Here is a 19,206-nt window from a genome sequence, read left to right on the forward strand (position 1 = left end):
GCAGTCCGACAGCGCTGCACTCGGCCTCCAGTACGAACCGACGGCCGGCCGAATCTGGACTCGATCCCACGGGCGAGGGAATCGCCCAGAGAATGGCATATGACCAAGCTACTGCAGGCGATGCATACCCTGGCCGAAGAGTTCAGGAGCGCGGTGGAGTTGATCGCCGAACGTGATGGGGAGCCACTCGATGCTGGAAGATCGCCGCCAGCCAAGGGCGATGCGTCCCCCCCGAATGAGGAAGGATCGTCTTCGTACATCTGGCAATCGCCCTGGTCCTGAACTGGACTCCGGAGGGGTCTCGCGGGGAACTCAGGCCCGGTGAGTTCGGCCCGCAATGGTCAGGCGTCCGTCCGCTTCAGGCACCAGCATTTCGGGGAGCACCAGGTTTCCTGCTTCGTCCGTGAGCGGAACCGGCGGTACGAATGCCCGCCCTTGCGCGTAGTCGACGCCAAGCGTCTGCAAGACGCGCACAGCGTTCTCATTCCCCACCTGCTTCGCGATCGTCGGGATTCCGACACTTCGGCCGATCTGCGTCACCGCATGCACGATGCTGCGGTACATCGGATCGCCAGCGACCTCGTTGACGAACGACCCGCCAATTTTCAGAAAATCCACGGGCAAGGTCCGCAGGTAGGTAAGCGACGTCACACCGGTCCCGAAGTCCTCGAGCGCCATGCCGCAGCCGGTCGTGCGCATGTTGGTGAAGAAGCGGACCGTGCGCGAGAGATTAACGAGGGCGGCCCGCTCCCCCACTTCGAAACAGAGCGATCCCGGTGCGACGTCGTGTCGGGTCAGTTCCTCCACGATCGTGGGAATCAGCGAGTCGTCGGCGAGTGCGGATGCACTCAGGTTGATCGAGAAGACCGGCAGCGGCGAGCGCGTGTGCTGGCGGCGCCACTCGCGGAGCAGTCCGATGGCGCGTCGAATCACCCAGAGGTCGATCGCCGGCATCAGGCGATAACGCTCGGCCTGCGGCAGGAAATCGGCGGCCTTCTGCATCCGCCCGTGGCCATCGGGGAGGCGGAGCAGGATCTCGTAACGTCGCGCCAGCTTGAGTGCCGGTTGCAGCGGCACGATCGACTGGCCGTAGAGCTCGAATTGACCCTCCTCGATCGCGCGCATCAGCCGAGTCACCTGACGATCCATTCCGACCAGCCGGCTCGCTTGCTCCGCGAGCACTGGCTGACGATGAATGCGATTGCCACCGCCTTCCTTCGCGGCGTAGCACGCGGCATCGGCGAGCCGCAGCACCCCCGCAATCCCGCCGCTCCCCGCGGTGACCGGCACCATGCCGATGCTCACGCCGATGGTGAAGCGGTTCCCGGCCCACTCGAAGTGGTAGTTGTCAAATTCGCGCCGGATCGACTCCGCAATCCGTTCGGCCTCAGCCATCTCGCAATTCTCGAGCAGCACACCGAACTCGTCGCCGCCGATCCGCGCCAGCGTATCGTGCTTGCGGAGCTGGCCGTTGAGTAGGGGGCCAAGGCTTCGCAGCAGCGCGTCACCAGCATCGTGCCCGCAACTGTCATTCACGGCCTTGAAGCGATCAAGGTCAAGGCAGAGGAGGGCGTGCTCACCATCCATCTGGGCAAGCCCGGCCAGCGTGTGCGTCAGCCGTCGTTCGAATTCGCGGCGGTTGAGCAGGCCGGTGAGCAAATCGTGGCTCGCCTCGTAGGAAAGCCGGTGTCCGACGCGCCGCTTCTCGCTCTCGTCCTGGATGACCATCACGACGCCGGTCATGACCCCGTTTCGATCGTTGATCGGGGCAGCGGAGTCCCCGACGGGTACTTCCGTTCCATCGCGGCGCAACAGGAGCAGCCCTTCCTCGAGTTCGACGGCCCGTCCTTCAGCGAAGCAGCGCACGGCAGTGTTGGGGACCGGGAGCCGGCTGATCTCCGAAATCAGGGGGAGCACGGCGTCGAGTGATTGTCCGATCGCTTCGCTTCCTGTCCAGCCGGTCAGACGTTCCGCCACCGGATTGAGGTAGGTGATGCTGCCGCTTTCGTCGGTGGTGATAACCGCGTCGCCAATCGCCTCGAGAGCGCTGTGCGCCCCCTCGTTATTGCGAGAGCGCGACTCCTGCGCGCGCCGCCATTGCGTCAGATCGCGCACCATCACGAGCGACCGGGCCTCGGGCCCCTGTCCGAGTGGCCTGCGACTCAACTCGACCGGGAATTCGCTTCCGTCGCGACGTCGGGCGAAACAGTTCACCGACTCGCCAGCCAGGGAGACCGGTGGCCAGCCGCCTTCCTCCCGGCGATCGGCACCGAGGAGTCGCTGGAATCGATCAGGAATGAAGCGGCCCATCTCTTCACCGAAAAGCTGCTGTTCCGTCCAGCCAAAGAAATGTTCGGCCTCGGCGTTGAGAGCGATCACCAGGCCGCTCGCGTCGAGCACCACGAGCGCATCAGGCGCGGCATCCAGCAGGTCGCGGAATTCAGTGGTAATGGCTGACAGGAAGTCTCTCGATCGCTGCGTCGACTCCGCAGCCAGGAAGCACTCTCGTGGAACCGTCGACGACCCCGCCGACTCCAGCATTGGGGGAAAGTTATGGTCTGCCCTGCAACAGGAACATCCGTCTTTGGGTGGGGTTTTGCCCTAGCTCCGGATGATGAAGGAGTCTTCGGGAAGCGAGGTGGTACTCAGGGGCCGGCGGTGGTGTGAGTGCCGATCACTGGAGTGCTGCATCCCGCGGCGCCGAAGAGTGGCGGCAGTCCGGCGTAGGGATCCGTGAACTGGGCGATGAGCATTCTGGTATTGAGGGTGTCCCTGAGGGTGCCTTCGACCGAAGCGGCCTGATCGACGCCCACTGGTCCGAAGAGTCGGAGGACAACCGATCTGGTGCTGAGATTGACCGTACCGTAGAGACGGCCGCCAGCACTCTGCCCGCTCCAGGTGGACGCGAAAGTCAGTGAACCACCGGGCTGAACCTCATCCGAGGAGCCCGTGAAGGTCAGCAGGAAGGGACCGCTCACACAGCCCGTCGCCTTGGGAGCCACGCTCCACACGCCGACAACTTCCGACGCCGATAGCGCTCCACCGGCGCTGCCGGTCGCGCCGCCGCCGCACGCTGCCAGCAACATCAGCATCAAACACAACGGGTTCAGTTGGCGACAATTCGGCACAAGGCGGGCCACGGGAGACTCCAGGCGGGGGACAAGGAACCCAGATACGACACACGACGAAGGGAGCGCTCAGGTCGAGCGAACGTCGCCCACGACGACAGCACCAGCGTCGGAATCTTCGAGTGCGCCAAGTAGAATGGTGGAACACGAGGGGCACATGCCGTGCGTCAGCTGCGGCAATGGCGCGCCACCGAAGAGGCCTAGCACCGTCACCGCGGCCTCGATTTCGACCCAGCTATCGTCCCCGAGGCGCACGCGCTTGCACCAGCCGCAGATCGTCAGGAGCGTGTCGGCCCGGGGATGGTCGCTGTCGAGCAGGAGCATCGCGGCACGCCCCTGCTCCCAGACCGAGGTGACCTGGAACACCACGCCCCCTTCGCCATCGGCGGTGATCTCCATCGCCAAACCGCGACGGGTCGATGGCGCGTCACAGCGAAACTGGAAGCGCACCGGGAGCCCGCCATCGCGCACCCGTTTTACCATACCGCGGTAGAGGGCAATGGTGGTGGGGTCGGCGAAGAAGTCCCAGAGCGGTCGCCCCAGCACGCGCGCAGGTTCCAGCATCCCGCCGCCATTCTCGGCCGCGAAGATGCTCCACCCTTCATTGACGTCGGTCAGGCAATCATTGAAGTCGATGCGATAGCGGACCGGGGAATTACTTGGCATTCCAGAAAGGTATCCTCTGGTACGGTGCGGCGACCGGCTACTTCCAGCCGCGCTTCTCCTGGCGGCGCAGATTGAACCAGGTGAGCGCTGCGAACAACGCCACCTGCCCCGCCCCGAAGCCCCACCCGCCCCAATGGAACGCGAAGAGGGTGATGATCCCGATGATCAGCGATAGCCCGGCCACCGTGAAGCCGGCACCATACTCGTGGTCGCCAAGGCGATAGTAGAACACGCCGGTGACGACCAGGAGGAAGACGACGAGTGGCACGATCAGGCTGGCGGGAGATCGAGGAGCTCGAGTGCTCGCGAAGCGTCGGGGTTCGGAACCGCGATCGTGGCGCCACCCGGCGCCCACCCCGCGAAGCCCGCTCCGAAGATGCCGGCCTGATCACCACGCAGGATCACTTGCACCCCGGCGCCCTCGAGCGTCGCTCGCGCGATGTCGGCTTCGATCCGGGTGCCGTAGGTGACGATGTTGGTCCAGGCGGATTCGGGCATGGGGGCTCCGGTCTTGAGAATGTTGACGCGTCCACCAGCTATGGCTTAGGCCATCCCGCACTCAGCTCGACGATCCCCACCGCGAGTCGTGGCCGCCACCACTCCTCGCCGTGGTTGCCGTTGGGCACCTCAGTGTAACTCACGGAGTAGCCGTTGGTGACGAGCGCGTCGCGGAAGCGTCGCGTCGCCTCGATGAAGACCGGTCCGCTACCGCCGAGGGTCGCGTGGGTCTCGAGTGCGCCGACGTCGAGCACAAAACGGATTGGCTGCCGCGCCGCGGTGCGGACCTTCCGGGCGAGCCATTCGTACGGCGCCCCGTTCGACCCGTTGGCACCGCGCCAGAACGCACCGCTCTGCGACCAGACATTGCCAAAGAGATCGGGTCGCGCGAATGCCGCGAAGGCCGCACCCACACCGCCGGCGCTCGACCCCGTCACGATGACGCGCGCAGGGTCGCGCGTCACGCGCCACCCTCGTTGCAGCCACGGCATCAGCTGCGACCCGAGGAAGGTGGCCATGCGCGGTGCATTGCCGAGGTCGGCGATGCGTACCGCGCCGGCGGAATCGTCAACGAGGAGCGCCACGAAGGCCGGGGCGTACTTTCCGGCCGCGAGCGAATCCAGGACGCGCGGCAACGGCATCGTGTCCTGATAGCTGCTGCCGTCGAACGCCACGATCACCGGGTAGGGAGTGGCCCGCCGGGCATCGTACCCGGGTGGCGTGTACACCCAGACTCGACGGAGGCGCTGGTAGCTGGAATCGTAGAGGGTGTGCAGTTCCACCCGGCTGCCGGCCGATGCAGGCCGTTGAGCCGCTGCGGTCGAGAGCGCAGCGGGGAGCAGGGTGACAAGCAGCAGCGCGACGCGAGACGTCATGGCTGACCCCGGGTGGTCGTGGCCGACTCGGCGGACCCCCGAAGACTAGCCGATCGCGAGCGTCCCCGCCCCGGCGTCGTAGGTCGCAGCGAACTTCGCGAGTCCGCTGGTCTTCTGCCCCCCGGTCCAGCTCCCCGACCCGGCGAAGGTGGCCCCGTGCCCGCTGCAGTAGAACGAACTCCCGTTCACGCTTACGGTGACACCGCGGTGCGGACAGACCAGCGAGAGCGCGAGGTAGCTCGTCTCGCCGGTCCGGCTCACCGCGATCGGCGTCCCGCTTCGGGAGCCATTGTCGACCAGGGCGATTCCCCCGACGGTGGCGAGTGCGGGGTAATCGGCGAGCCGTACGGTGAATTTCGTGATGGCGGGCGTCGTCGGCAGCGAGGCCCCGCACGCGGCGAGGCCGGCCGCCCCCATCGCCAGCAGCGTCTGCCCGAGGAAGGCGCGCCGGTCGATGCCGGTACAGCCATCGCAGGGCACACTTACGCTCCCTTGGACAGCAGCACCACCGACGCGCTCCACCCCGAGGGATCCTTGTCGTTCTTGTGCATTGCCTCGACGTTCACGACGATCTCGTCTCCCTGACGCGCGATGCTGAAGCGATCCATGTTGCGCGTCGCGCGCCCCGAGATGAACGTGCCATCGGGCTTGTACTTCGAGTGATGCTTCGGGCACTGGAACTGGCTGTCGCCCTCGTTCCAGCGTAGCGCAGTGTTCTGGTGCGGGCACGAGAGGTTGAAGGCGTAGATCTCGTTTTGCCAGCGGACGAGAATCACGTCGTTCTCCTTGTCGATTTGCACCCCGTCCTTCGCGGGCACGGGATAGCTCGGGTTCTTGCCGACCCAGCGACGCAGGCGCAGAGCGGTTGGTGCGGCGGCCGACAGCCCGGACGGCATCCCGACCATGATCAGGGCGCCCAGGGTGGCGAGTCCGGCATGCTTCACGAACGCACGACGCCCGGCGAGCGGGCAGTCGTTGCATTCGGGGTGTTCGTCGTTGGCACGATCATCAGACTGCGACATCGGCACCTCCAGGGTCAGCTTGAACTCAACCGGCATTCACGAGTGCGGCGCCGGCGATCGCGGTACAGGTCCAGAGAAAGAGCGAGAAGACGGTCGATCGGTGGAGCCGCCGCCAGAGCCAGGGCAGATCCTCGCCACGACGCAGCCGCCGTTCGGTGAGCATCAGGACCACTCCATTCAGGAGCAGCAGCGTCACCAGCGTGAGCTTGACGAGAAAGACCGGTGACTTGGCGAAGGTCTCGACATCGGCGGCCGCGAGCGCGAACCCGCTCGCGAAGAGGAAGACGAGCGCAATCATCACTGGTCGGTGCGTCGAGTGCAGCCGGCGCAGCACGTCATCGCCGGTCTCCTCGCGATGTCGCTTGGCTCGCAGCGTATCACGATCCGCCGCGATGGCGATTCCGCCCCCGAGCAGCATCGCCACCAGATGCACCGAGGTCACGCCCGTCTCGAGCAGCTTCGAATCGGCGTAGAGTGCATTCCATGGTGCAAAGAAGTCGGTCAGGGTCGCTATCAGCGTTGCAAGCATCAATCTCTCCAGAGCCACATCATGACTGTCGAAGCAACCGAGAGACTCATCGACCCGACGGCGAGTGCGCGGTGCGTGTTGGCGCCGCCGTCGGACTCTCGTGCCGATTCGGCCGAGGCGGCGGTGGCGAGAAAGCCGGCATCGGCCACCAGCATCGCGATGCTGTGCACCCAGCGCCGCGTCTTCCCCGTCGGTTCTTTCCGCGATGCCACCAGGTTGTACACCCCGGTCACGGTATTGACGGTGAAGAGCACACCGAGGCCGGCGGCGATCGCCGAGTGCGGCCCCTTGAGGCTCGAGCGTTGGTTACCGAGCGTCTGCTCATCCTTCAGCAGCTTCTGGCCCACGAAATATTCGGCGATGAATACCGGTAACTCGAGGTAGCTGCCGATCTTGTGGACCGTGAGCGAGGTGTGGTAAAGACTGCTGTATTCGATCGCCTTCCGTCGCGTCGTATCGCCGGATTCGCCGCGCGGTTGCGGTGCGAGACCCGCGCGCGATGCGCCCGCGCAACTACTGCACGCCGGCGCGCTGGTGCGCGAGAGGGTATCCTGCGTTTGCCCGGACAACGGCGCCGCAATGAGCACGGCGGTGACGAGCAGAGGGGTAAGTCGGTAACCAATCATCGGGCAGCTCCGTGCCGAAGCGGAATACTGGCCCGCAGTGGATGCAGTGACACGGTGAAACGCACTGAATCCTCCGGCCAGCGTAGCAAGACGACACCCGCGGCGGCGACCTGCACACGCTGCACACCGGCCGGCAGTTCGATGCGATACCGCTCGGCCGGCACCTGATTGTCGATGATCACCTGGTCCGTGGCGACGGCATACGCCGTAACTCCGCCTTCGGAATGGAAGGCAATGTCATTCCCCTCCGAGCGCACCAGCTCCACCACGCCGCCACCCTGCGACCGCGTGAACTCCACCCGGAGACTCGGGTGAGCCGCCACGGCGATCCCTGATGCGGCCGGGCTCCGGCTCACGATGGCGGGCGTGACGGGTGGTGAGGAGCGGATTTCCCGTGCCTGGGGAGCCGCGTCGCGCCCGAGCCACTGCCGCAACGGGGAACCCGGGATGACTGCCGCCGCGGCCGCGATCGCGAGCAGGATGCCGCCACCCGACACGGCCACAACCCGGCGCACCCGCCCGGGCCGCTGCGCCACGGGCGGGTGTTCGGCCCCGGCCGGGATCGGATTGTCGAGCAGCGTCAGCAGCTCGCCAACGGCGAGTTGATCATCGGCGAGTTGCCGCGATCGGTCGTGGCAGCGCGCGCAGCGGGCAAGATGGTCCGCATCCAAAGTTGATCCGCTCGATTCGCCGAGGCCTGCGGCAAGCAGCACCTCGTCCGGTGGGTGGCGCTCGTCAGTCTGGATCACCGTGCAACTCCTGATAGGCCTGGCGAAAGGAGATCCCGGCGCGCAGCAGGATCGTGCTCACATTGGTTTCAGTCAGCTCGAGCGCGACGGCGATTTCACGATAGCTGTAGCCGGAATGCCGCAGCAGCAGCACTTCGCGCTCGCGAGGCGGGAGCCGGTTCAGTGCCGATCGCACCTGGCGACGCTGCTCGTCCTGATCGAGTGCGACCGCAGGATCCGGGGCGGTCGACGGACGCGGCGCATCGTCGCCGGCCGCGGTCAGTAACTGCAGCCGTCGACCGGCGCCGCGGAAATGATCCCGCAGGAAATTGTTGGCGACGGAGACCAGCCAGGCACCTGGCTCTTCGGGAAACGATCCGCGGTCGAGGAGCCGGACGAACGCTTCCTGCGCGACGTCGGCAGCGAGTTGTGGGTCGCCCAGCGAGCGATCGAGGTAGCGAAACAGGGCGGGATGGCGCTCACGATAGAGTACAGCGAACGCAGTCTCGAATTCACTGAGCGGCGCGCTGTCGGGAGCGGGACGACCTTTCCTGGCGAACGGACGCATCAGCGGCGAGTCCGGGCCGGAGGAGAAGGGAGCGGCGAGAGTATCCACAGCAGGAGGAACGGGTGACACGACCACTTTGTCACACGGGCCTCCGTATCGGCCTACCTCAGTGGATCCACCCCAGTTCGAGGACGACGCCACGCGGCGTGCCACCCAGCAACTGCAGCCCGCCGTTCGCGAGGGCGACCACCCCCGCGGGGTCGCTCCGATTCAGCAGGTTCTCGAGGCGCAGCGACGTGGTAATCCCTCGCGAAGCCGTCGCTCCGAAGCTCCAGAGATGGCGAATCCCGGCATCGAGCCGGAGCCGGGTCGGAAGCCGCAGTCCGTTTACCGGCCCTGCCACGGTGCTGGCGACGCCCTCCATCTCGCCGACGCCGGTCGCACTCGAGAACGGACGCCACTCGAGTCCGGGGAGCATCGGCGTCACCGGCTGTCCGCCGCCGCTGCTCCAGGCGAGTTGCACGGCGGTCCGGTGATCTGGATGCCACGTCGCCGCCCCCGAAAAGAGCCACGGCCGCGCGCTGCCGATCTGGTAGGATCCTCCGGCGATCTGCTGCGTGGCACTCGCCAGCCCGACCGTGGCACGCAATGCGAGCGGACCGCGCGCCGCCTCGAGGGAGAGATTGACCCCGCGTGCCTCGCCCTCTCCGAATGCCGGCGGGGTGTCGGAGAAGAATCCCGACGACGCAGCAGCCGGCGTCACCACACCATACCAGCGCCGCAGGTAACCATCGGCTGATAGCGTCGTGCCGTGACCAAGCTCGCGTGAGAGAGTGAGAGCGTACTGGTCGGCGCGTGCGATGGGCACGTTTGCCGCAGTCGCTGCCGGAAGGTTTGGGGAGACGACCGTGCTGGCGAGATTCTCCTCGTTCAGAAGCGACTGCACGGCCTGATGGGTACGACCGAAGCCGGCGCTGATGGTGGTCCGTGCGTCGGGGCGAACGGCAATGACAGCGCGTGGTGCCAACGAAGTGTGCCCGCTGAAATCACTGTTGCCGCGGAGGCCCAGCCGGAGGTCAAGCGCTGGCAACGCATGCCAGCTCCATTCTCCGAATAGGGACCCAAGCAGCGGCCGACCGGTGATCACAAATCCGGCCGGCTGGTCCTCGCCGCCGGCCGCATGCTGACGATACCAGCTCTTCGGCTGGGTGATCTCTGCGCCGACGAGCAGCGACCCCAAACCGAGTTGCCGCCGGTAATCGGTCGACAGGCCGAGTTCACTTATACCACTGCTGAGCGCGATGGGTCCATCGAGCGACCCCGTCTGGATCGCGGCGCTGCTGCCGTTCCACCAGCCGGTGAAGCGCCACTCCTCTCCGATATGGGGCGACCCACTCCAGGTCGCCCCGAGCGCACCACTCCGCCAGCTTGCGGCGTTGGCCAGTGCGCCGGTCGGTAGCGGTTGCGACGCATCTCCACCCGCCGCATCGAGGCCATCGGCGGAGGATTCCCAGTGCATCCGGTTGCCACTCTCGAACGCGACAACGCGCAATGCACCCGGCCCCAGCGGGAGCCGGCCGATCGCCAAAGCATCCTGATAGCCGTTGGTGGTACCCAGACCGCTGCCATCAGTCAGCAAATTCCGAAAAGAGGTGCGTCCGCCGAGCATCACGGAGCCCTGGCCCACACGTACCTGGATCAGCGAGCGGATGTCGCTCACCGAGGCATTCGCGCTGAAATGCGGACTCGCCGACTTCAAGTCAGCACTCCGCAGTTCGACCACACCAGCAAGCGCACCATCGAAGCGTGCCGAAGCGATGCCGCTGTGAAGATCGACCCTGGCAATCGCGTCGGGGTTGATCGCGCTTGAGGCCCCGGCGAAATGGCTGGCACTGCTCAGCGGAATCCCGTCGAGGAGCGTCCGGTTCTCCGAGCCGCGGCCGCCGCGGATGCTCAGCGTGCCGGTATTGTCGCCGCGAGTGGTGACTCCTGCGGCGCTCGCCAGCAGGGTGTTGAGATCGTTCGCCGCGGCAGGACGATCGCCCTGCCAGCCGGCCCCGAAGTGCGACAGCCCGGGCTCGATCACCGACGCGGAAGTAGCACTGTCGGGCAATGGCACCCGCTGGGCCACGGTTTCAATCGGTGGCAGGAGGACCGGGTGCACGGTGAGGGAAATATCGAGCGCGAGGTCGGAGCCATCAACCAGCGTCACGCCTACCCGCTGACTTTCGAAGCCCGCCGAGACGAAGCGGAATTCGTGCCCCCCTGCGGTCAGGTTGCCGAGTCGGTAGCGGCCCAGCGAATCGGTCACTCCCACCTGGACCCCATCAAGCTGTACCATCGCGCCGCGCACCGGCAGGCCGCGGTCGCTGGAGCGGACCGTGCCGTGAATGCCCGCCATCAGGTATGTCAGCCACAGGGCGTAGAGCATCTATCGGGCAACCCTCTGTGAAGAAATCTTGGTAAACCCCAGCGATGAACGATTAATCGTCGCGGTACCGGATGCTTACGGATTCCCCCCATCGCTCGTTGTTGTTGGCCTGGCTCACGTGCAGCCGACCGACCGTGGGGCGGGCGGCCTGCATCTCGCGCAGCCATGACTTGTCGGTGATGTGGAGGACGAGCCGACCGGAATCGACCTGCGTCGTCCCGGCCAGCGGTGTGCCGCACGACATCATGTAGACATCGAGGGTACAACGCTGCAGGTGTGCCGGAGCGATCGCCTCGCTCAGCGAGTTCGCCGCGTCGATGCGGAGCGAATCGACGTCCCAGAAACCGAGTACGATGCCGAGATACTTCTTTTTCGGGAGGAAGATTTCCATCGCCCAGCGTGGGCCGGAGTAGGGATCCTCGAGTTGCTGCTTTGGTCGCGGGAAGTCGTCGAGTGCTTCGACCGGGAAGACGATCACCGCCTCGCGGCGCGCAATGACAATCGACGGCCCCTCTTCGGGAGCGGCGAGCGACCGTGGTACCCCGCCGGTAATGCAGCCGGTGAGCAGAGTCATCGCGAGGAGTGCCGGGCGGCGAAGATCCATGAGGGAATGTACGTCACGCCGGACCATCGCGCGGAGCAGCCCCGCGGCCCCCACCTTCAGGGCCGCGAGTGCAGCCAGTCGCGCGCCGAGATCGCGTAGAGCGACACGCTGTTGCCTCGGAGGGCGACGGTGCGCTCGAACCGTTCGCCCAGCCGCTCGGCGAGACTGATCGACCGCGCATTCCCCGGGTCGATGAGTGAGCAGGCGCGCGGCCAGGCAAGGTCCCCGAAGGCGTGATCGAGGGCGGCGACCGCGGCTTCGTGGGCGTAGCCGTGGCCCCAGAATTCTCGTGCGAGGGCCCAGCCGATTTCAGGCTCGGGCCACCCTTCGGGGAAGTGCAGCCCCGCGCGACCGACGAATGCGCCGCTGGTGCGCTCCTCGAGTGCCCACATTCCGTAGCCTCGCAGTTGCCAGTGGCCGGTGAGCATCGCCATCTGGCGCCACGCTTCGTCGCGCCCTACCGGACCCTGCGCACCGAGGAAGCGCATCACCTCGGGGTCGGCGCACATGGCGGCATAGGCGTCGATGTCCTCGGCACGGAAAGGGCGGAGGATGAGACGATCGGTGAAGAGGAGGTTCATCGGGAGAGTTCGCCGGGCACGACTGACCATACTCCCGCCCGCGACCAATGTCTATTGCGCCCTTATCTTCTTCGGCATCCTCGACCCGGGCGAACCATCACGTCCCGCTTTCCCGATACCCGCATCTCTGTCCTCGAGGCGCTCCGGCGCCCCGATCCCGACCAGCGACGGCACGCCGCGGAGCTGCTGATCCGGGCCTATCGCGCCCCGATCCTCGCCACCCTCGCGTGGCGCTGGAACTTGCAGCCCGCCGACGCCGAGGACCTGACGCAGGGATTCTTCGCGGCGGCACTCGAGAAAGAGTGGTTCGAGCGTTTCGACCCGGCGCGGGGACGCTTTCGCACCTTCGTGCGGGTCGCGGCCGATCGTTTCGCCGCGAATGCCGCCCAGTCGGCCGGCCGTCTCAAGCGCGGCGGCGACAGCGTGACGATTTCCCTCGACGACCTGCAGGATCTGGTTCCCCGTGCGGACGAGGAGATCGAGGAGCGCTTTCGAGCCGAGTGGGTGCGCAGCATTTTCGAGCTCGCCCTCAACGCGCTGCGCGAGGAGGCCGGCGCGCGCCAGCGTCAGACCCAACTGCAGCTCTTCGAGGCGTATGACCTCCTCGACGACGAACGGCCGACCTACGCCGCGCTCGGCGAGCAGTTCGGGCTCAACCCCTCGGAAGTGATCAATCATCTCGCCTGGGCCCGACGCCGCTTTCGCACGCACGTGCTCGACGTGATCCGTCAACTCGCCGGGAGCGAGGCGGAGTATCGCGAAGACGTCCGCGACCTGCTCGGCATCGAGGCGCCGTGAGCGAGCTTTCCGACCGGGCAGTGCAGCGGCTGCGTGACGGCCTCGCGCAACCGGAACTCCCGGCGCGGTATGCCCTGCGCGAAATCATCGGTCGCGGCGGGATGGGCGTGGTCTGGCGGGCGCACGACGGGGAGCTCGACCGCGACGTGGCCGTGAAGATTCTTGCAGAACATATCGACGGCGGCGAATTCACCCACCGGCTCGAGCGCGAGGCGAGGATCCTCGCGCGCCTCGAACATCCCGGGATCGTTGCCGTCCACGATGCGGGGACACTCGCTGACGGCCGCGGCTGGTATGCGATGCGGTTAATCCGGGGCGGCTCCCTCGATCAGGCTGCGGCGCAGTTCGATACCGTCGGCGATGCCGTGCGCGTGATGCTGCGACTGGTGGATGCGGTGGCGTTTGCGCACGCCCAGGGCGTCGTGCACCGTGATCTCACACCTCGCAATGTGATGCTGGGACCCTTCGGCGAAGTGCTGGTGCTCGACTGGGGCGTGGCGCGCGAGGGCGAGGGAAGCGACGGATCGGGCCTCGTGATCGGCACGCCGGGATACATGGCGCCGGAACAGGCCGCCGGCCTCGGAACTGATCCTCGCAGCGATGTTTTTGGCCTGGGCGCGATCCTGCGCGATCTGCTCGCCCTCCGGCCCGAGTGGGCGACGCCGCGGCTGCAGGCGATTCGCGATCGAGCGATGGCCGCTGCTCCCGACGCGCGCTATGCCGATGCCACGTCGTTCGGTAGCGACCTGCGGCACTTCCAGGATGGCGAGGCGGTCAGCGCGTACCGTGAGGGTGTGCTGGAGCGCGCCGCCCGGGTCATCGTGCGCTATCGCACTCCCATCGTGCTGGTGCTGGCCTATCTGGCGATGCGGATACTGGTGCTCTGGTGGAAGGGACTCTGATCGCGCCTCAAGGGTGCGGCAGTGCCCGGGTAACTGGTGAGAGCGATCCTCATTTCTCTTTCAAGGAGCGGTACCGATGGGCAAACCCCTCTATGGCCTGATCATCGGCGGTGTCCTCGGCGTGCTCGATGGCTTGAGTGCCTTGGTCTCCGCGCCCGAGGTGGCACCGCAGATCGGGATGATTGTGGTGGGATCGATGGGGAAGGGGCTGGTTGCCGGGTGGATCATCGGATTCGTCGCCAAGAAGGTCAAAAACCTGATGGTCGGAATCCTGGCTGGGACCATCGTGAGCGGCCTGCTCGCACTGCCGTTCGCCCTGGGCAAGGACCCCGAGACCGGGCAGGTCTACTTCTGGGAGATCCTGATCCCGGGGATGATCGTCGGTCTCATCGTGGGCTATGCCACCCAGGTGTATCAGCCGAAGCGGCGGGTGGCCTGAGCTTCTCATCGCGTGTCAGCAGGCCATAGAGCCACGCGCCGAGGATGGTGCCGCCACCGCCCGCCACGAGCCCCAGCACCGGGGCGACGGCAAGCAGCGGTGTCGGCAGCAATCCCATCACCGCGATGGCGATGGTGGGAGTGACCCAGAAGATGAACGCGGTGATGAAACCGCTGACGACCATCGCCCGCCAGGCGCTCTCGGTGCGCTCGACCATCCAGCGGTAGAGCAGAATGGCAAACAACCCGATGAAAATGTTGGCGACGGCGAAGGTGAGCATGCCGCGAGGGGCGCCGTCGACCGCAGCAAACGCGGCCTGCCAGGCGGAGCGGAACCACCAGTTGTAGGCACACCACTCACACAGGGTGATGAACAGCCCGGTGACGACCGTTCCGATCAGCACCGCACCGAGACTTCGCGTCCCCCGGGAGTCGCGCCGTGGATGATGTCGGCCCGTCGAGGTCGGGGTGACCAGCTGAATGCGGAGCGATGGAGAAGTCAGCGGCCGGCGGCGGATCTGCACGTGGCTCATCGGATCACGCCTCCGGCTTGCGGGGCACCTTGGCGCCCTTGCTGCGTGCCTCGGAAAGCCCGATCGCGATGGCCTGCTCGCGGCTCTTCACCTTGGCCCCGTTTCCGCTCTTGAGAGTGCCGCGCTTGAGGCGCCGGAGAGCACCCTCCACGCGGGTGCTGGCAGCCTTGCCGTACTTTGGTCCGTGGGTTGAACGCGTCGGCATGAGAATCACCTCGCTCGTTGTGCGGTGTTGTGCTCCGGTGCCTAGGACGAACCAGTGGCCGACGCCATGTACACGCCGACCACCGTACTCCGGGACGTTCATGCCATCGCCAGGGCGTTGATCTCGCTCTCGGCCAGACCCGACAACGTCTTGTCGGCATTCTCTTCCTGGGCGAGGATCCCCTGCACGAGTTTGGTGACCGCCTCGTGCCCCATCAGCTGCGAGTAGGCGAGGATGGTTCCGTAACTCGCGATCTCGTAATGCTCGACCTTCTGGGCCATCGCGATGATGGCCGCATCGAGCACCTGTTCCGGGATCTCCGCTGCGTCCTCGAGGAGTTCGTCGGCCTCCTTGAGGATTCCTTCCATCGCTCGGCAGCGCTTGGGCGACACCTTTTCATCGAGTGCCTTGAACGCCTGTTTCAGGGTCGCAACGTGCCCCTCCGTCTCCTCGAGATGCGCTTCGAGTGCGCTTCGGAGCCCGGGATGGTTCGCTGCGGTGATGACTTTCGGCAGGGCCTTCACCAGTTGCTTCTCGGAGTGGAGCATATCGCGGAGTTCTTCGAGCATCAGTTCATGCAGTGATTGCATCGGCATGGAAACCTCCATCGTCATTGGGGTGCAGGCGGCGCGTGAGCCCGCACGAGTGCCCCTTGTGACGACCCGCTGCCGTGGCGTTGCACGCGCCAGAACATTCGTGTTCTTGCGTGCAGATTGAGACGCTGTTTTGGCGGTGTCAGCTCCGTCGAAGCGGAACGACTCGCTGCCCCTCGGCCGAACACGCGAGCAGCGCTGCGAGCCGGCGCTCGCGCGTTTCCTCGCGCTTGGCGCTCATGACCCAGTGGGTAGCCGTCTTTCGGTAGGATGGGGCCTCGGCCTGCCAGTATTTCCACGCGGCCGGCGAGCGGCGCAAGCGTGCCAGGAAGGCGGGAGCGAGCGTCATCGCCTCCTGTTCGAATGAGTAGAGCCCGGTGCGTTTTGCATCACGCGCTTCGAATGCGGCAACCCCGGACGCGGTCATCCGCCCCTCACGTTGCAGTCGTGCGACGTGAGCAACATTCGCCTTGCTCCAGATGCTGCGGGTCGTGCGCGGCGAGAAGCGGATCGAGAAGGAGTTCTCGTCCAGACCGCGGCGAACGCCATCAATCCAGCCGAAGGCGAGCGCTTCGTCGAGCGCGGCGGCGTACCCCACGCCCAGCTTGAGCGCGTGTGCCTTGAAAATCCGGACCAGCAGCGAGGTCTCGCGCTGGTGGTGGCGCTCCAGCCACGCCCGGAACGCTGCTCCATTTTTGAACACTACGGGCTCGACGTCGTCGGTTGTGCGCATCCTCCCCCCATAGGTCGTCGCCAGTCTGGTACCCGAGACACCTCGAAATATGGCGGATGCCCAATGCGCCGCCCGCACCCCAGGAGCACGCCATGACGACGTCACGAGCGCACCCCACCGATCTTGCTGCAGCCGAACGCGATCGCGTCGCCGAGGAGTTCCGCGCGCGGCTCCAGTCGCGAGGCGTCGTGGTCCATATCAATGATTCCCTGGCTGAACTCGGCATCATTCTCGAAGCGATCGAGAGTTTCGAGTTCGAGGTGGAACGTGGCGGCGGCGACCTGATGGTCGACGAGCCGCCACCGGGCCAGGAGCCGCAGCCGGATGATCCGGCGTTCGTGATTCCGGCTCGCCTTCCGGGCGAATCGGCGACCTGGTTTGCCACGCGCATCGAAGCGGCGACGCACCAGCTGCAGCGCCGACGGCCACAGGGCTAGCGTACCTTCACCCGAAGCGGGGGGACTCCGCATGCATACCGAGACGAGTGCGAGCGAAGTGATCGAGCAGGAGCGTCGTTTCTGGGATGCCATCCAGGATCGCAACGGTGCGGCGGTCGCCGAGATGACGGACGACGCCTGCCTGATCGTCGGCGCACAGGGGGTTTCCGCGATCGACCCGGCGAAGATGGCTGCCATGACCGAAGAGGGGACGTGGCAGCTGCTCCAATGGAGCTTCGACGCCAAGTCGACCCAGGTTCGCTTCGTGACCGAGGACGTGGCGCTGGTGGCCTACCGGGTGAGCGAATCGCTCATCGTTGACGGCAAGCCGCTCATACTGCACGCGAACGACTCGTCAGTCTGGGTGCGCCGCGAGGGTCGCTGGTACTGTGCCATGCATACCGAAGCACCGGCCGGCGACCCATTCGGCCGTGAGCGTACCAAGAGCTGAGGCTACCCCTCGGCCAGCTGCTTGAGGTTCGCGAGCCCGGCCTCGAAATCCTTGCCGATCAGCTTGTCGAAGTTGAACAGCACTGACATCACCCGCATCATGTAGGGGCGCGCGCCAGTCATCACCCAGTTGACTCGCGTGCCCCCGCTCTGGGGTTCGAGGTCGAAGAGCGCAAAGTTGTTGGCCGCGATCGGCGCGATGAAGTCGAGCTGGATCCGCAGATGCGTCGGCGCCACCGATTCGAGAATCTCCATCCGTCCCTGCCCGACCTTCTTGTTCCCTTCCCAGTCATACACCGCCCCAACGCCGCTGGTCGCGCCGCTGAACTTCCGATGCAGCGCCGGATCGAGCTTCTCCCAGGGCGACCAGCTCCCCCAATGGGTGAAGTCGTTGAGGAAGGGGAAAATCTTCTCCGCCGGGGCGGCGATCACGGTCGACCTTTCGATTCGGAACGCGTTGGACCTCACCGCGCCCAGCAGGAGCAGCAGGGCGATCATGGCGGCAAGAATGATCACGATGTTCAGGAGCATGCGACAGTCACCTCGGAAGCGAAATCAGAGCGAGTGGGTATCGGAGTGGCAGCGTGCACCATCAGATGACCTGTGAGGAAATCCACCAGGTATTACCTGACGGGTCGAGCACTCCCCCCCGGCGATCAGGATCACCCGGCTTATGCTGCGGCTCCTGCACCGAAGTCGCACCGGCATCGAGGGCGCGCCGGTAGCTCACGTCGACATCGGGCACATACAGGTGCAGCCAGGCGGGAAAGGCCGGGAATCCCGGGCCACCCTCCGCCAGCATCACGACACTGCTCCCGATCCGTACCTCGACGTGAGCAACCTTGCCATTCGGAAGGTCGAAGCGACGAAGCTGGGTCCCATCAAAGACCTCAACCAGAAAATCAATCACTTTTTGCGCACCGTGCACCATCAGATATGGCGACAGCTCGGGATAGTCGATCGGCTTCCAGTGATCAGACATAGGGTGATATCTCCAGGTGGAAGTGCCGACTACCCTGCGATCCGTTCGGTCTCGATGTACCGATCGAGGCTCGCTGTGGCCTGCCGCTGAATCTTGCCGCGGACAAGGGACGACCAGCCGAGCAACGCGCCGGTGATGCCGAGCGCCTGCCGGGACCAGCGCCAGAGATCGAAGTGATCATGATGGCGGAGGATCAGGCCGTCACGAAACTCGAACTCGGCGTCGATGGCGTTGTGCACCTGCCGACCGGTCCCCGAAAAGGTGTACCAGGCATCCCAGTGCGCCCGGCCGAGCCGGTCGTCCGCGTCGACGTCGCGCGCCACCACCCTCAGATCCTTGCCGCGGGCACAGAGCATCCGCCACATCGCTCCCGCACGGGCGCCGCGGAGTTCGCCGAAAACCGGGTCCGAAAATTCGACCTGCGGATGGTAGCATGCCACCATCGCATCCGCATCTCGGCGGCCAAAGGCATCATAGAAGGTCGCGATCCGCTGGGCATTGGCGTGCATTGAGTTCTCGGTGCGTGAGAGCTCGGGGGCCATCGGAATGATGGCGTATTTCGGGCAGGAGCGGAAGCGAGCAACGTCGCAGGTGGGATTCGCAGGCGTTACGCCGTGGGCTCCCTCTCCGCGGCTGCATTACGCCGACGGACATTACGCTGGCGACTCCGTAGACTCCGCTCGCGGCTTCATGAGGCCGCTCCGAGGTTCCCACGACGCAACGCCTGCGAATCCCCCACTACAACCTGAATTCCCGACAGGGGCTCGGTGCGGGGGGCCGCGGGAGGAGTATCAGTAGGGAGCGCGTCCATAGCCGGCGCTCTGTGCGCCGGCGAGCGATTCGTAGGAGCGTCCGCCGAGGGGGCGGCAGCGCCCGCCGCCGGACGCGACCGAATCGCGGACGCGCGGATCCTGAGCCGACGACCGCGGCTCCTGCGCC

At 65.9% G+C, this 19,206-nt stretch carries 28 protein-coding genes; 6 read left to right on the plus strand and 22 right to left on the minus strand.

Going from position 1 to position 19,206, the window contains the following annotated elements; translation table 11 throughout:
• The first annotated feature begins 99 nt into the window (after positions 1-99).
• Positions 100-282, plus strand: a complete 183-nt coding sequence (locus V4558_09745; GenBank protein ID MES2305782.1) for a hypothetical protein — start codon at positions 100-102, stop codon at positions 280-282.
• Between the two features lie 30 nt (positions 283-312).
• On the opposite strand, the gene V4558_09750 is transcribed toward V4558_09745, so the two are convergent.
• The 15 genes from V4558_09750 to V4558_09820 form a co-directional block, all read right to left on the minus strand.
• Entirely contained in the window at positions 313-2,541 is a 2,229-nt protein-coding gene (locus V4558_09750; GenBank protein ID MES2305783.1) for an EAL domain-containing protein, read from the minus strand.
• A gap of 104 nt (positions 2,542-2,645) precedes the next feature.
• Complete coding sequence (locus tag V4558_09755; protein MES2305784.1) at positions 2,646-3,092, minus strand: hypothetical protein; 447 nt, start codon at positions 3,090-3,092, stop codon at positions 2,646-2,648.
• A 105-nt stretch (positions 3,093-3,197) separates the two neighbouring features.
• Positions 3,198-3,794 carry a hypothetical protein gene (locus V4558_09760; protein ID MES2305785.1) on the minus strand — a complete coding sequence of 199 codons (597 nt, stop codon included), beginning with the start codon at positions 3,792-3,794 and terminating at the stop codon, positions 3,198-3,200.
• 37 nt (positions 3,795-3,831) lie between these two features.
• The gene (locus tag V4558_09765) at positions 3,832-4,062 is read right to left on the minus strand and encodes a hypothetical protein (GenBank protein MES2305786.1); all 231 of its coding nucleotides are present in this window, start codon (positions 4,060-4,062) and stop codon (positions 3,832-3,834) included.
• A gap of 2 nt (positions 4,063-4,064) precedes the next feature.
• The gene (locus V4558_09770; protein MES2305787.1) at positions 4,065-4,292 is read right to left on the minus strand and encodes a DUF2007 domain-containing protein; all 228 of its coding nucleotides are present in this window, start codon (positions 4,290-4,292) and stop codon (positions 4,065-4,067) included.
• Between the two features lie 38 nt (positions 4,293-4,330).
• Positions 4,331-5,167 carry an alpha/beta hydrolase-fold protein gene (locus V4558_09775; GenBank protein ID MES2305788.1) on the minus strand — a complete coding sequence of 279 codons (837 nt, stop codon included), beginning with the start codon at positions 5,165-5,167 and terminating at the stop codon, positions 4,331-4,333.
• Positions 5,168-5,212: 45 nt separating this feature from the next.
• Positions 5,213-5,647 (minus strand): Rieske 2Fe-2S domain-containing protein, encoded by a 435-nt coding sequence (locus V4558_09780; GenBank protein MES2305789.1) that lies wholly within the window; start codon positions 5,645-5,647, stop codon positions 5,213-5,215.
• A gap of 2 nt (positions 5,648-5,649) precedes the next feature.
• A complete protein-coding gene (locus tag V4558_09785; protein ID MES2305790.1) occupies positions 5,650-6,189 on the minus strand; it encodes a Rieske (2Fe-2S) protein in 540 nt (179 codons plus the stop codon).
• A gap of 25 nt (positions 6,190-6,214) precedes the next feature.
• Positions 6,215-6,718, minus strand: coding sequence for a hypothetical protein (locus V4558_09790; protein MES2305791.1), 504 nt, complete (start codon positions 6,716-6,718; stop codon positions 6,215-6,217).
• Positions 6,718-7,344: a hypothetical protein gene (locus tag V4558_09795; protein ID MES2305792.1), complete on the minus strand. Its 627-nt coding sequence runs from the start codon at positions 7,342-7,344 to the stop codon at positions 6,718-6,720. Before V4558_09795 ends, V4558_09790 begins: the two co-directional genes overlap by 1 nt.
• On the minus strand, positions 7,341-8,093 hold the full coding sequence (locus tag V4558_09800) for an Ig-like domain-containing protein (GenBank protein ID MES2305793.1): 753 nt from the start codon (positions 8,091-8,093) through the stop codon (positions 7,341-7,343). Before V4558_09800 ends, V4558_09795 begins: the two co-directional genes overlap by 4 nt.
• Positions 8,080-8,640: a sigma-70 family RNA polymerase sigma factor gene (locus tag V4558_09805; GenBank protein ID MES2305794.1), complete on the minus strand. Its 561-nt coding sequence runs from the start codon at positions 8,638-8,640 to the stop codon at positions 8,080-8,082. Before V4558_09805 ends, V4558_09800 begins: the two co-directional genes overlap by 14 nt.
• Positions 8,641-8,746: 106 nt before the next feature.
• Complete coding sequence (locus V4558_09810; GenBank protein ID MES2305795.1) at positions 8,747-11,011, minus strand: TonB-dependent receptor; 2,265 nt, start codon at positions 11,009-11,011, stop codon at positions 8,747-8,749.
• Between the two features lie 52 nt (positions 11,012-11,063).
• Positions 11,064-11,615: a hypothetical protein gene (locus V4558_09815; GenBank protein MES2305796.1), complete on the minus strand. Its 552-nt coding sequence runs from the start codon at positions 11,613-11,615 to the stop codon at positions 11,064-11,066.
• A gap of 56 nt (positions 11,616-11,671) precedes the next feature.
• Positions 11,672-12,196, minus strand: coding sequence for a GNAT family N-acetyltransferase (locus V4558_09820; protein MES2305797.1), 525 nt, complete (start codon positions 12,194-12,196; stop codon positions 11,672-11,674).
• Positions 12,197-12,250: 54 nt separating this feature from the next.
• Between V4558_09820 and V4558_09825 the strand changes: the two genes are divergently transcribed.
• From V4558_09825 to V4558_09835, 3 genes are all read left to right on the plus strand, one after another.
• Complete coding sequence (locus V4558_09825) at positions 12,251-12,994, plus strand: sigma factor (protein ID MES2305798.1); 744 nt, start codon at positions 12,251-12,253, stop codon at positions 12,992-12,994.
• Positions 12,991-13,896 carry a serine/threonine-protein kinase gene (locus V4558_09830; GenBank protein ID MES2305799.1) on the plus strand — a complete coding sequence of 302 codons (906 nt, stop codon included), beginning with the start codon at positions 12,991-12,993 and terminating at the stop codon, positions 13,894-13,896. Before V4558_09825 ends, V4558_09830 begins: the two co-directional genes overlap by 4 nt.
• A gap of 76 nt (positions 13,897-13,972) precedes the next feature.
• Positions 13,973-14,335, plus strand: a complete 363-nt coding sequence (locus tag V4558_09835; GenBank protein MES2305800.1) for a hypothetical protein — start codon at positions 13,973-13,975, stop codon at positions 14,333-14,335.
• On the opposite strand, the gene V4558_09840 is transcribed toward V4558_09835, so the two are convergent.
• The 4 genes from V4558_09840 to V4558_09855 all read right to left on the minus strand — a co-directional run bounded on the left by V4558_09840 (position 14,283) and on the right by V4558_09855 (position 16,368).
• The gene (locus V4558_09840) at positions 14,283-14,867 is read right to left on the minus strand and encodes a hypothetical protein (GenBank protein ID MES2305801.1); all 585 of its coding nucleotides are present in this window, start codon (positions 14,865-14,867) and stop codon (positions 14,283-14,285) included. The two genes, V4558_09835 and V4558_09840, sit on opposite strands and share 53 nt — an antisense overlap.
• Positions 14,868-14,871: 4 nt before the next feature.
• The gene (locus V4558_09845) at positions 14,872-15,072 is read right to left on the minus strand and encodes a DUF6496 domain-containing protein (protein ID MES2305802.1); all 201 of its coding nucleotides are present in this window, start codon (positions 15,070-15,072) and stop codon (positions 14,872-14,874) included.
• A 98-nt stretch (positions 15,073-15,170) separates the two neighbouring features.
• Positions 15,171-15,662, minus strand: a complete 492-nt coding sequence (locus V4558_09850) for a ferritin-like domain-containing protein (GenBank protein MES2305803.1) — start codon at positions 15,660-15,662, stop codon at positions 15,171-15,173.
• A gap of 145 nt (positions 15,663-15,807) precedes the next feature.
• The gene (locus V4558_09855; GenBank protein ID MES2305804.1) at positions 15,808-16,368 is read right to left on the minus strand and encodes a YdeI/OmpD-associated family protein; all 561 of its coding nucleotides are present in this window, start codon (positions 16,366-16,368) and stop codon (positions 15,808-15,810) included.
• A gap of 122 nt (positions 16,369-16,490) precedes the next feature.
• On the opposite strand from V4558_09855, the gene V4558_09860 reads away from it, so the two are divergent.
• Entirely contained in the window at positions 16,491-16,835 is a 345-nt protein-coding gene (locus V4558_09860; protein ID MES2305805.1) for a hypothetical protein, read from the plus strand.
• A 31-nt stretch (positions 16,836-16,866) separates the two neighbouring features.
• Positions 16,867-17,286, plus strand: a complete 420-nt coding sequence (locus V4558_09865; GenBank protein ID MES2305806.1) for a nuclear transport factor 2 family protein — start codon at positions 16,867-16,869, stop codon at positions 17,284-17,286.
• A 2-nt stretch (positions 17,287-17,288) separates the two neighbouring features.
• Here V4558_09865 and V4558_09870 read toward each other — a convergent pair whose 3' ends face one another.
• From V4558_09870 to V4558_09880, 3 genes are all read right to left on the minus strand, one after another.
• Entirely contained in the window at positions 17,289-17,816 is a 528-nt protein-coding gene (locus tag V4558_09870; GenBank protein MES2305807.1) for an SRPBCC family protein, read from the minus strand.
• Between the two features lie 61 nt (positions 17,817-17,877).
• Positions 17,878-18,267: a VOC family protein gene (locus tag V4558_09875; GenBank protein ID MES2305808.1), complete on the minus strand. Its 390-nt coding sequence runs from the start codon at positions 18,265-18,267 to the stop codon at positions 17,878-17,880.
• A 29-nt stretch (positions 18,268-18,296) separates the two neighbouring features.
• Positions 18,297-18,776: a nuclear transport factor 2 family protein gene (locus tag V4558_09880; protein MES2305809.1), complete on the minus strand. Its 480-nt coding sequence runs from the start codon at positions 18,774-18,776 to the stop codon at positions 18,297-18,299.
• Positions 18,777-19,206 lie beyond the last annotated feature (430 nt).

The organism is Gemmatimonadota bacterium (assembly GCA_040388535.1).
Classification (GTDB): domain Bacteria; phylum Gemmatimonadota; class Gemmatimonadetes; order Gemmatimonadales; family GWC2-71-9; genus Palsa-1233.

What these genes read in the sequence shown, in the direction of transcription:
- V4558_09750 (MES2305783.1), bottom strand. Translation starts at nt 2,541, where the DNA reads ATGCTGGAGTCGGCGGGGTCGTCGACGGTTCCACGAGAGTGCTTCCTG.
- V4558_09815 (MES2305796.1), bottom strand. Translation starts at nt 11,615, where the DNA reads ATGGATCTTCGCCGCCCGGCACTCCTCGCGATGACTCTGCTCACCGGC.
- V4558_09840 (MES2305801.1), bottom strand. Translation starts at nt 14,867, where the DNA reads ATGAGCCACGTGCAGATCCGCCGCCGGCCGCTGACTTCTCCATCGCTC.
- V4558_09790 (MES2305791.1), bottom strand. Translation starts at nt 6,718, where the DNA reads ATGCTTGCAACGCTGATAGCGACCCTGACCGACTTCTTTGCACCATGG.
- V4558_09865 (MES2305806.1), top strand. Translation starts at nt 16,867, where the DNA reads ATGCATACCGAGACGAGTGCGAGCGAAGTGATCGAGCAGGAGCGTCGT.
- V4558_09875 (MES2305808.1), bottom strand. Translation starts at nt 18,267, where the DNA reads ATGTCTGATCACTGGAAGCCGATCGACTATCCCGAGCTGTCGCCATAT.
- V4558_09745 (MES2305782.1), top strand. Translation starts at nt 100, where the DNA reads ATGACCAAGCTACTGCAGGCGATGCATACCCTGGCCGAAGAGTTCAGG.
- V4558_09755 (MES2305784.1), bottom strand. Translation starts at nt 3,092, where the DNA reads ATGCTGATGTTGCTGGCAGCGTGCGGCGGCGGCGCGACCGGCAGCGCC.
- V4558_09770 (MES2305787.1), bottom strand. Translation starts at nt 4,292, where the DNA reads ATGCCCGAATCCGCCTGGACCAACATCGTCACCTACGGCACCCGGATC.
- V4558_09785 (MES2305790.1), bottom strand. Translation starts at nt 6,189, where the DNA reads ATGTCGCAGTCTGATGATCGTGCCAACGACGAACACCCCGAATGCAAC.
- V4558_09775 (MES2305788.1), bottom strand. Translation starts at nt 5,167, where the DNA reads ATGACGTCTCGCGTCGCGCTGCTGCTTGTCACCCTGCTCCCCGCTGCG.
- V4558_09880 (MES2305809.1), bottom strand. Translation starts at nt 18,776, where the DNA reads ATGCACGCCAATGCCCAGCGGATCGCGACCTTCTATGATGCCTTTGGC.
- V4558_09760 (MES2305785.1), bottom strand. Translation starts at nt 3,794, where the DNA reads ATGCCAAGTAATTCCCCGGTCCGCTATCGCATCGACTTCAATGATTGC.
- V4558_09845 (MES2305802.1), bottom strand. Translation starts at nt 15,072, where the DNA reads ATGCCGACGCGTTCAACCCACGGACCAAAGTACGGCAAGGCTGCCAGC.
- V4558_09810 (MES2305795.1), bottom strand. Translation starts at nt 11,011, where the DNA reads ATGCTCTACGCCCTGTGGCTGACATACCTGATGGCGGGCATTCACGGC.
- V4558_09835 (MES2305800.1), top strand. Translation starts at nt 13,973, where the DNA reads ATGGGCAAACCCCTCTATGGCCTGATCATCGGCGGTGTCCTCGGCGTG.
- V4558_09820 (MES2305797.1), bottom strand. Translation starts at nt 12,196, where the DNA reads ATGAACCTCCTCTTCACCGATCGTCTCATCCTCCGCCCTTTCCGTGCC.
- V4558_09850 (MES2305803.1), bottom strand. Translation starts at nt 15,662, where the DNA reads ATGCAATCACTGCATGAACTGATGCTCGAAGAACTCCGCGATATGCTC.
- V4558_09860 (MES2305805.1), top strand. Translation starts at nt 16,491, where the DNA reads ATGACGACGTCACGAGCGCACCCCACCGATCTTGCTGCAGCCGAACGC.
- V4558_09870 (MES2305807.1), bottom strand. Translation starts at nt 17,816, where the DNA reads ATGCTCCTGAACATCGTGATCATTCTTGCCGCCATGATCGCCCTGCTG.
- V4558_09805 (MES2305794.1), bottom strand. Translation starts at nt 8,640, where the DNA reads ATGCGTCCGTTCGCCAGGAAAGGTCGTCCCGCTCCCGACAGCGCGCCG.
- V4558_09795 (MES2305792.1), bottom strand. Translation starts at nt 7,344, where the DNA reads ATGATTGGTTACCGACTTACCCCTCTGCTCGTCACCGCCGTGCTCATT.